The 10,216-nt window shown below is 44.0% G+C and carries 7 protein-coding genes, 2 tRNA genes and 2 rRNA genes; 7 read left to right on the top strand and 4 right to left on the bottom strand.

Annotated elements, in window-relative coordinates; all coding sequences use genetic code 11:
• From F941_RS02955 to F941_RS02940, 4 genes are all read right to left on the bottom strand, one after another.
• Positions 1-1,422: ribosomal RNA gene (locus tag F941_RS02955) — 23S ribosomal RNA — on the bottom strand; the annotation flags it as partial.
• Between the two features lie 406 nt (positions 1,423-1,828).
• Positions 1,829-1,904 (bottom strand) — tRNA-Ala (locus F941_RS02950).
• A gap of 50 nt (positions 1,905-1,954) precedes the next feature.
• Positions 1,955-2,031: transfer RNA gene (locus tag F941_RS02945), tRNA-Ile, on the bottom strand.
• A gap of 59 nt (positions 2,032-2,090) precedes the next feature.
• A 16S ribosomal RNA gene (locus F941_RS02940) occupies positions 2,091-3,628 on the bottom strand.
• Between the two features lie 540 nt (positions 3,629-4,168).
• Here F941_RS02940 and F941_RS02935 point away from each other — a divergent pair.
• The 7 genes from F941_RS02935 to F941_RS02905 all read left to right on the top strand — a co-directional run bounded on the left by F941_RS02935 (position 4,169) and on the right by F941_RS02905 (position 9,954).
• Positions 4,169-5,128, top strand: a complete 960-nt coding sequence (locus tag F941_RS02935) for an MlaA family lipoprotein (protein WP_005007602.1) — start codon at positions 4,169-4,171, stop codon at positions 5,126-5,128.
• Between the two features lie 99 nt (positions 5,129-5,227).
• The gene (gene gigA, locus F941_RS02930) at positions 5,228-6,196 is read left to right on the top strand and encodes an RsbU family protein phosphatase GigA (protein ID WP_005007601.1); all 969 of its coding nucleotides are present in this window, start codon (positions 5,228-5,230) and stop codon (positions 6,194-6,196) included.
• A gap of 112 nt (positions 6,197-6,308) precedes the next feature.
• Positions 6,309-6,827: an anti-anti-sigma factor GigB gene (gene gigB / locus F941_RS02925; protein ID WP_018572797.1), complete on the top strand. Its 519-nt coding sequence runs from the start codon at positions 6,309-6,311 to the stop codon at positions 6,825-6,827.
• Positions 6,828-6,854: 27 nt separating this feature from the next.
• Positions 6,855-7,679, top strand: coding sequence for a carbon-nitrogen hydrolase family protein (locus F941_RS02920; protein ID WP_005007598.1), 825 nt, complete (start codon positions 6,855-6,857; stop codon positions 7,677-7,679).
• A 141-nt stretch (positions 7,680-7,820) separates the two neighbouring features.
• Positions 7,821-8,213 (top strand): DUF4951 domain-containing protein, encoded by a 393-nt coding sequence (locus F941_RS02915; protein WP_005007596.1) that lies wholly within the window; start codon positions 7,821-7,823, stop codon positions 8,211-8,213.
• 206 nt (positions 8,214-8,419) lie between these two features.
• Complete coding sequence (locus F941_RS02910; RefSeq protein WP_005007595.1) at positions 8,420-8,845, top strand: organic hydroperoxide resistance protein; 426 nt, start codon at positions 8,420-8,422, stop codon at positions 8,843-8,845.
• Between the two features lie 377 nt (positions 8,846-9,222).
• The gene (locus F941_RS02905) at positions 9,223-9,954 is read left to right on the top strand and encodes a hypothetical protein (protein ID WP_005007593.1); all 732 of its coding nucleotides are present in this window, start codon (positions 9,223-9,225) and stop codon (positions 9,952-9,954) included.
• Positions 9,955-10,216 lie beyond the last annotated feature (262 nt).

The raw sequence follows: 10,216 nt of genomic DNA, 5'->3' as shown, positions 1-10,216 counted from the left end.
CTCCGTCCTCTCATCGCATTACACAGAAGTATTGGAATATTAACCAATTTCCCATCGACTACGCCTCTCGGCCTCGCCTTAGGGGTCGACTCACCCAGCCCCGATTAACGTTGGACTGGAACCCTTGGTCTTTCAGCGAACGGGTTTTTCACCCGTTTTGTCGTTACTCACGTCAGCATTCGCACTTCTGATACCTCCAGCAGACTTCTCAATCCACCTTCATCGGCTTACAGAACGCTCCCCTACCACTTGCAATAAATTGCAAATCCGCAGCTTCGGCATATAGTTTTAGCCCCGTTACATCTTCCGCGCAGGCCGACTCGACTAGTGAGCTATTACGCTTTCTTTAAAGGGTGGCTGCTTCTAAGCCAACCTCCTAGCTGTCTATGCCTTCCCACATCGTTTCCCACTTAACTATAATTTTGGGGCCTTAGCTGGCGGTCTGGATTGTTTTCCTCTTGACTACGGACGTTAGCACCCGCAGTCTGTCTCCCGGATAGTACTCATTGGTATTCGGAGTTTGCATCGGTTTGGTAAGTCGGGATGACCCCCTAGCCGAAACAGTGCTCTACCCCCAATGGTATTCGTCCGAGGCGCTACCTAAATAGCTTTCGGGGAGAACCAGCTATCACCGAGTTTGATTAGCCTTTCACCCCTATCCACAAGTCATCCCCTGGCTTTTCAACGACAGTGGGTTCGGTCCTCCAGTTAGTGTTACCCAACCTTCAACCTGCTCATGGATAGATCACCCGGTTTCGGGTCTACACCCAGCAACTAAACGCCCTATTAAGACTCGATTTCTCTACGGCTCCCCTATTCGGTTAACCTCGCTACTGAATGTAAGTCGCTGACCCATTATACAAAAGGTACGCAGTCACCGGACTAAGCCGGCTCCCACTGCTTGTATGCATGCGGTTTCAGGATCTATTTCACTCCCCTCACAGGGGTTCTTTTCGCCTTTCCCTCACGGTACTGGTTCACTATCGGTCAGTCAGGAGTATTTAGCCTTGGAGGATGGTCCCCCCATATTCAGACAAGGTTTCACGTGCCTCGCCCTACTCGACATCATCATATAAGCCCTTTCGTGTACAGGACTATCACCCACTATGGTTGCACTTCCCAGAGCATTCCACTAGAACTTATATGACTTAATGGGCTGTTCCCCGTTCGCTCGCCGCTACTGAGGGAATCTCAATTGATTTCTTTTCCTAAGGGTACTGAGATGTTTCACTTCCCCTCGTTCGCCTCATACACCTATGTATTCAGTGTATGATACCTGCCTTATGACAGGTGGGTTTCCCCATTCAGAAATCTCCGGATCACAGGATATTTGCCGCCTCCCCGGAGCTTATCGCAGGCTATTACGTCTTTCATCGCCTCTGACTGCCAAGGCATCCACCACATGCACTTAATTACTTGACTATACAACCCCAAACAGCCGACGATGCCTACAAGTAGCATCTTCAACATTTTAGTTCAGAGTTCTGTGAACTTAATCACTGTACAGCTTCAATTAGATTCATATACCAAAACGCTTGATTCAGTTAATTTCGCTAGTAACTCATTTCATTCAACATTAACAATTGCTTGTTAAGTTAACTAAAACGAGTATGAACAAATTATTTCAACTCAAATATATTCTGTTAATGATTTTTCCAGCCTTCGTCAGGTCAGGAAACCGTGATAAATCACAGAGATTATCAAGTCCGCGTATCATAACGCTTATACTTGCTAATCTCTAGGATCTAAAACTTCGTTTGCTTAAGGACTAAACTAACAGCCTTTTGACTGTTCATTTATTAACTTAACCATATCGCAAAGCGATATATGGTGGAGACTAGGAGAGTCGAACTCCTGACCTCCTGCGTGCAAAGCAGGCGCTCTACCAACTAAGCTAAGTCCCCAGCTTATCATCTAGATTCAATGCATCTTCTTTCTGTACAGCTAGTCAGAATGGTGGGTCTGACAAGACTTGAACTTGTGACCCCACGCTTATCAAGCGTGTGCTCTAACCAACTGAGCTACAGACCCTCAGATACATCAATGAAGAACAACTTGTTGTGGATTCTTACCGGTCGTCAATCTTTCGTTAAGGAGGTGATCCAGCCGCAGGTTCCCCTACGGCTACCTTGTTACGACTTCACCCCAGTCATCGGCCACACCGTGGTAAGCGTCCTCCTTGCGGTTAGACTACCTACTTCTGGTGCAACAAATTCCCATGGTGTGACGGGCGGTGTGTACAAGGCCCGGGAACGTATTCACCGCGGCATTCTGATCCGCGATTACTAGCGATTCCGACTTCATGGAGTCGAGTTGCAGACTCCAATCCGGACTACGATCGGCTTTTTGAGATTAGCATCCTATCGCTAGGTAGCAACCCTTTGTACCGACCATTGTAGCACGTGTGTAGCCCTGGTCGTAAGGGCCATGATGACTTGACGTCGTCCCCGCCTTCCTCCAGTTTGTCACTGGCAGTATCCTTAAAGTTCCCGGCTTAACCCGCTGGCAAATAAGGAAAAGGGTTGCGCTCGTTGCGGGACTTAACCCAACATCTCACGACACGAGCTGACGACAGCCATGCAGCACCTGTATGTAAGTTCCCGAAGGCACCAATCCATCTCTGGAAAGTTCTTACTATGTCAAGACCAGGTAAGGTTCTTCGCGTTGCATCGAATTAAACCACATGCTCCACCGCTTGTGCGGGCCCCCGTCAATTCATTTGAGTTTTAGTCTTGCGACCGTACTCCCCAGGCGGTCTACTTATCGCGTTAGCTGCGCCACTAAAGCCTCAAAGGCCCCAACGGCTAGTAGACATCGTTTACGGCATGGACTACCAGGGTATCTAATCCTGTTTGCTCCCCATGCTTTCGTACCTCAGCGTCAGTATTAGGCCAGATGGCTGCCTTCGCCATCGGTATTCCTCCAGATCTCTACGCATTTCACCGCTACACCTGGAATTCTACCATCCTCTCCCATACTCTAGCTTCCCAGTATCGAATGCAATTCCTAAGTTAAGCTCAGGGATTTCACATCCGACTTAAAAAGCCGCCTACGTACGCTTTACGCCCAGTAAATCCGATTAACGCTCGCACCCTCTGTATTACCGCGGCTGCTGGCACAGAGTTAGCCGGTGCTTATTCTGCGAGTAACGTCCACTATCCAGTAGTATTAGTACTAGTAGCCTCCTCCTCGCTTAAAGTGCTTTACAACCAAAAGGCCTTCTTCACACACGCGGCATGGCTGGATCAGGGTTCCCCCCATTGTCCAATATTCCCCACTGCTGCCTCCCGTAGGAGTCTGGGCCGTGTCTCAGTCCCAGTGTGGCGGATCATCCTCTCAGACCCGCTACAGATCGTCGCCTTGGTAGGCCTTTACCCCACCAACTAGCTAATCTGACTTAGGCTCATCTATTAGCGCAAGGTCCGAAGATCCCCTGCTTTCCCCCGTAGGGCGTATGCGGTATTAGCGTTCCTTTCGAAACGTTGTCCCCCACTAATAGGCAGATTCCTAAGCATTACTCACCCGTCCGCCGCTAGGAAATGTAGCAAGCTACATCTCCCCGCTCGACTTGCATGTGTTAAGCCTGCCGCCAGCGTTCAATCTGAGCCATGATCAAACTCTTCAGTTTAAAATCAATAGTGCTTTATTCAAAACACCAAATCTGGCTCATCAATTTTCTGACATTAATTTCTCAAATAAACTTCGAGTAATTTCTACCATCAATCAATGAAAATAATTTCGATCAATCAACCAGTAAAAATCCACACAAGTTGTTCTTCATAATCTCTTAATGATCTTCTTGCTGATTCGTCACCAGCAAGCTAGGTCGGCTATATTACTCTCTATCTCTAGAAAGTCAACTGATAATTCAGATTATTTTCAAACTTTCTTCTTAAAACCAAACTCAATCAATTCAATCAAGTCTTTGTTTCTTAAGAAGTTTTAATCTTCATCACCGCCGATGGATGTGCATTCTACAGCATTTCTTACCACACGCAACCCTATTTTTTAATTTATTTATTTGTGTGTCTATTTTTTATGCATTTTGCGTTTTTTCATTCATAATTTGATCAAATTTGCTTTAATAGTAATAATTCAGGACTATTTGAACGTTTTTAATTATCATTGCGCAAACACTTTTGCCGAATAAAAAGCGTCAGGACTATATATGCGCCATACTTCTTTTTTTTATGCAGGCTTGCTGTCTTTTGCAATCACGGCGCCCGCATTTGCAAATGAACAATCTGCAGAAACAGCGGAAAGTACAGAAATTGCCAATACATCCAGAACTCAACAGCTTGCTCAAGCAGCGAGGGCTAAATCATCTGAAGTCGCAAAAAAATTATCCGTAAATGCGACCGCAGCCCAATCGGATGAAGAAAAAGACCCTTTTGAAGCATTCAACCGTAAAATTTTTGCTTTTAATGAAGTACTGGATACATATATTGCGCGCCCGCTGGCAATTCAGTATGTTGAAAAAGTGCCCGATGATGTCCGCGGGTCTTACCGTCAATTCCGTAAAAACTTAAATGAACCTTGGAATGCTGTTAACCAGCTGATTCAGGGCCGCCCTGCACGCGCCGCCAAATCTTTAGGCCGCTTCACAGTTAATACACTGACTACTTTAGGCTTTGCTGACCCCGCGCAGCGCTTAAATCTGACTTCAGAATCTGAAGGTCTCGGCATTACGATGGGCTATTACGGCATTCCTTCCGGCCCGTATCTAGTTTTACCTGTATTGGGCCCAAGTACCATTCGGGAAGCCGTTGGAACGGCTGCAGACAGTCAAGCGCGCCCGCAAAAATATCTGCTTGAAGATCACGACGGCGCGTATTGGTCAGAACAGGTGCTTCGCGGCGTAGATGCACGCTCTCAGCTGCTGGAACTTGAAAATGTGCTGCAAGGCGATAAATACGCCCAAATTCGTGATTTCTACTTACAGCGCATCAGCTTTGCTGTGACGGAAAAGAAAGGCATTGCAGACGAAAATATGTTTATTAATACTGACGACGAACCAGATGATACTCCCTCATCTGATTCTTCAGATGACAATACATCGGATACACCTGCAGAAGCATCTCCTGCAGATTCAAGCGCGCCTGAATCTGATAACGGCATCACAGAATAGTTAAATTTATTCTCTTGCTAGAGGGGTTTTTTTCCTCCAGCAAGGATTTGCTTGTTATAGTAGTTCAATGACACACCTTATGGATCATACAAATTCTTTATGTATTTCATTCAGCCGACTCGTGATATTCCTTATTTAGAACAGGTTATTGCCGCACTGCCAAGTGTTCAGATGATCCGTATTGAAGATCTCGATTTGTATGATCCCACCATTATTGCTATCGCGGATGTCCGTGACTACTTAACGCATCAATGGACATTGCCGACGATTGTTCTTGCTCTGGAAGATGAGGGCGCTGCCCTTGCGCAGGCATGGGAGCAAGGCGCCCTTGCCGGCTGGATGTGGAGCAAGCCGCCGGCAAACCCGCAGCAGGCTTTAATTAAGATTGATGCGCAATATAAGCGCAATCAAGACAGCCGGGACTTGCCGTCAGCAGCTGAATTGCAAAAAAAGCTCCTGCCGAACCCCATTGAACTCACCAATTATAAAGTTGAAACTTTTTTTCAGCCTTCGGCGTATTTATCTGGCGATTGGTACGATTACTGGAAAATCAGCGATAAAGAAGTCTTATTCTATTTGGCAGATGTTTCCGGCCATGGGGTGACCAGCAGCCTGCTGACATCCTGGATGGCCGCTTTTCACGGCCGTTCAAAGACCCCGCGTGAATTGATTAAAAAGCTTAATGGCATGCTGGTGCAGGAAAATATCGAAAAGCACATTACCATGCTCACCGGCATTCTAAATTTGGAAACCCACCAGCTGCGCTGGTCCAGCGCAGGGCACTATCCTCCCGCCATTTTATTTGAACCGAATAAAGAACCTAAAGTCTTAACCACCAGCAGCTTTCCGCTTGGCCTCACTGAAGATTTAGAAGTTGAAGAGTTTGAATGCACGCTAAACCGCCATGCGCGGTTTATTATTTGTTCGGACGGCGCGCTGGAACCGTTCGATGGCGGCTTAAACGAACAGCTCGGCCAATTGGTGCATCATTTGCAAAATCAATCATTTCAGGCGCCTGAACATGTTGCTGACGACATTGCCATCCTAAGTTTCCGCAGAATGAATTAACATATAAATCAATATATTATCATTCAACCTTAGTTTATACGACTGCTGGCTACTTGAGTAAGCAGTGGCCCTATGGGATAATTTACTATCCTTCTCTGCAAATGGCATTTATATGTCAACAGGTCATGTTGAATATGCAAGCTTGAACGGAACGCATATTTTTAAGCTTATTGGCGAAGTGCGTGCCCAATCTTGCATTAGTTTAGACAAGTTACTGAATAAAATTGAACAGCAAGAGAATGTTATAGGCGCAATCGTAGATTTAACCCAAACAACATTCATTGACAGTACCGTTTTAGGCATCCTGGCTAAATTGGGCTTAAAGCTCAAGCAAATCCATCACATTCAGGCAGTTATGCTGTCAACCAACTCAGATATTACGACTCTGGCCAACAGTATGGGGCTGGGGCAGGTTTTTGTCATTTTAGATTACTGCGGTGATCCGAGTGTCTGCACCCGCGAATTAATGGAAGAGCATATTACACACGGCAGTATGCTGAATACTGTACTGGATGCGCACAAAACATTGATGAAACTCAATGACAGCAATCAAAATATGTTTGAGCCTTTGGTAAAGCAGCTGCAAAAAGAGCAAGACAGTTTAGACCAAACTGCACAACAAAACGCATAAGCGTTTTCTCCCTTCCTGAGATCTCCCATGACTTTCCTTTCCGTCGCGCAAATGAACTCCCAAAATGATATAGAAGCCAACTTCTCTGTCATTGATTCATTGATCCTGCAAAGCAAAGCTCAGGGAGCAAGCCTGATTGTATTTCCTGAAAATTTTGTCTGCTTTGCAGCCGGAAAACAGCGGGAAACAGGCGCGCAATTTGAAGCAATTCAGCAGCGTTTAGAGCAGCTGGCGCATCGGCATGATATCTGGATTATTGCGGGCACACTCCCTTGCCCGTTCCGCCCAGATGGCTCCATCATTGAAGATGGCCGTGTTCGCACAGTCAGCCTATGCATCAGCCCTGAAAAAACTGAAGCGCGCTATGACAAAATTCATTTATTTGATGTGCAAGTCGGCGATGCTGTCGGCGGCTATCAGGAATCTAAATTTTTCGAACCCGGCACTGATTTAACAATTGCGAAAACACCCTTTGGCAATATTGGCTTAATGGTCTGCTATGACTTGCGTTTTCCAGAACTGGCTTTAAGTTTGCGCGCTCAAGGCGCCAACATCCTGACCGCGCCTGCCGCCTTTACCTACACCACTGGTGAAATGCACTGGCAGTTCTTGCTTCAAGCGCGCGCGATGGACAGTCAATGCCAGGTTTTAGGCGCTGCACAGCAAGGCTGGCATGGTGAAAAACGCCAAACATGGGGACATGCGGGTGCGGCCAACAGCCGCGGACAGTTGCTCGATATCATTCACGAGAAAGGCGCTGGCCTGATTACAGTACCCTTTGATTTAGCCGAGCAGCAGCTGGTTCGGGCATCGATGCCTTTGATGCAGCATCGCGTTTTATTGCAATACTAAGATTGCATCTAATGTTCACGTTGAGTGAACTTCATTCATGCTGTGATTTAACCTCATTATTTCTTAATTCACTTATTTTCAGCTCGTTTTTAAAATCAATTCGCATATAATAATGATTCTTATTCAAAATCATTTATCCAAATGTTCAAATCAGCCCTCCTCTCAGCATTGCTGCTGCCTCTAGCAACTGCATCTTTCGCAGAACTTCACGTTTCAGAAAAAATCCGCCCCGCGGTTAACTCTTCAGTGAATCCCAATATTCAGCGCCTAGAGATTCCGCCCACGCCCAACAGCATGCCATTGCCTGCATTTGGCCAAGGCATCATTGGCTGGGGGACAGGTCCTGACGGCGCAGAAGCGCGTTTGCATAACATCACCAAAGACGATGTTATCAAGCTTAAAACTCAAGCTGTGACTTTAGAGATGGTTGAAACATGGCAGAAGTTCTATGAAAATGAAACGCTGCGCAATGCAGGCAATCCAACTGCGCCATTTCGCGCACAGTTGATGAAAAAAATTGCGGGTCTCTGGTAAGCGGTTCGAAATTCAGCTCATTGATGGCATCTTCCATTAATGAGCGCGGTGATAGACCGCCTTTCGATCTCTAATTTGATCCCCCCTCTCCTGCTTTTTTCTTTACGCCCAGCCTTACGCTTTGCAATTTTTACAAAAACCCTGCTTATTCTTTGTTCACTTTCAGACAGGATGGATGTTTCCCAATCAATATTCAGAGAATTACAATGTCCTTAGAAAAAGTCGTTTATACAGCACATGCAAAAGCAACAGGCGGCCGTGATGGCCGGGCTACTTCATCGGATGGTATTTTAGATATTCAGCTGAAAGTACCGAAAGAAATGGGCGGCACAGGCGGCGGTACGAACCCTGAGCAGCTGTTTGCAGCGGGCTATTCTGCATGTTTTTTAGGCGCCATGAAATTTGTTGCCAACCGGGACCATTTAAAAATCACGCCTGATGCTTATATTGAAGGTGATGTCGGCATTGGGCCAATTCCAACAGGTTTTGGTATTCAGGTGACTTTGAATATTCACTTGGAAGGTTTGGAACAAAGCAAGGCGCAAAAATTGGTTGATGCTGCGCATATTGTCTGCCCGTACTCAAATGCGACGCGCGGCAATATTGATGTGACGCTGAATGTGATTGTTTGATTTTTATCGTTGAATGTTCAAAAAAATAAAAAAGCTGATATGTATTTGCATATCAGCTTTTTTATGGTTGCACTTTAAGTCCAATTTCGTATAAGAGATTTTATGTTAAATCTTAGGTTTGATAAATTTTATGATAAACCTATCATTAGTTATTAAAAATCAATCTATTGATAGGTAATTTGTGCCTTTTATCAAATTATCGTTTGGGTATAGAACAATGATAGGCTAGTTGCCTAAAATTTCTCAAATGGAAGTCTCTTGCTAGTTCAGCACACATCACTATATCCTGAATACGAACTAGCTCTGATTGATAATGTTTCATTTTATTTATTTTTATGTTATTGATATTTATATTTTAATTACTATTGTGTGATGTAATGTCTAGACAAGTTTTACCTAAAGATATTAAGTTGCTTTATGGCTTATCAGCAGCTAGATGTAATATATGTGAAAAAGTACTATTTGAACCAAAAATCAATGAAGATGGATATGTTCATATAGGTCAAATGGCTCATAATATTGCTTATTCAGAACATGAAAGTGCGCCTAGAGCCATTGATGGCTTATCAGGTGATAATTCATATCAAAACCTAATTTTACTCTGTGCTAATGATCATATTAGTGTTGATCAAAACACAGCATTTTATACAGTAGAATATATTAGAACTATCAAAAATAACTTTGAAAACTCTGTTAGAGTTAGGTTGAATAATGCTATTAGACCTGATAAATCTTTAGTTGATTTAATTCACTCAAATTATAATTTACAGGCTTTAATTTACAGCTTAAATTTTCCTTTGATTTTATTACCTTTTAACATTGGTGATATCATTGATATGGAAAACTTTTTATTAGAACCGAATAGACCTACTTCTTATCCATTCCGAGATGAAGGGTTAAATGGACTTATGCTGCCAATTCTAGAATTGGCTCATCAATTGAATCCATATATAATTTCATATTATTTCCCTTCTAATGTTGGTGATTTAAGACCAATTAGAGAAAAACCGATCCCTGTTAATGAGCAGGCTGCTATAACAAATATTGTTCAGAACCTATATCAATCAATATTTAATTGGCTTGAATATTGTCGAATTAACTATAGTTGATTTTGAGTGGGATTATATTTTCATTATCAGATCCCACCAATAGTGATGTGTGCTGAAAAAACAGGAGAGTTTAACGTGGTAAATTATACATTCTGATTAGGCATTTTATCACAAGTCTTGTCCGCAGAAATTGGGGATAATTTAGGCACTGTATGAATTGATAATACAGACGAAAAGCTGAATTTGATTGGAAAACAATCAATTTTATTAGCGGAATATATCAGAACTGTCTAAAAAAAAGCCGATATAGAAATATATCGGC

The sequence above is a fragment of the Acinetobacter bouvetii DSM 14964 = CIP 107468 genome, from assembly GCF_000368865.1.
Classification (GTDB): Bacteria; Pseudomonadota; Gammaproteobacteria; order Pseudomonadales; family Moraxellaceae; genus Acinetobacter; species Acinetobacter bouvetii.
The sequence above is the reverse complement of the archived record's forward strand: the minus strand, read 5'-3'. Positions and strand labels throughout refer to the sequence as shown.

Bases quoted from the DNA above. Each gene is read 5' to 3' on its own strand.
- F941_RS02935 (WP_005007602.1), top strand. From the start codon at position 4,169: ATGCGCCATACTTCTTTTTTTTATGCAGGCTTGCTGTCTTTTGCAATC.
- gigA (WP_005007601.1), top strand. From the start codon at position 5,228: ATGTATTTCATTCAGCCGACTCGTGATATTCCTTATTTAGAACAGGTT.
- gigB (WP_018572797.1), top strand. From the start codon at position 6,309: ATGTCAACAGGTCATGTTGAATATGCAAGCTTGAACGGAACGCATATT.
- F941_RS02920 (WP_005007598.1), top strand. From the start codon at position 6,855: ATGACTTTCCTTTCCGTCGCGCAAATGAACTCCCAAAATGATATAGAA.
- F941_RS02915 (WP_005007596.1), top strand. From the start codon at position 7,821: ATGTTCAAATCAGCCCTCCTCTCAGCATTGCTGCTGCCTCTAGCAACT.
- F941_RS02910 (WP_005007595.1), top strand. From the start codon at position 8,420: ATGTCCTTAGAAAAAGTCGTTTATACAGCACATGCAAAAGCAACAGGC.
- F941_RS02905 (WP_005007593.1), top strand. From the start codon at position 9,223: ATGTCTAGACAAGTTTTACCTAAAGATATTAAGTTGCTTTATGGCTTA.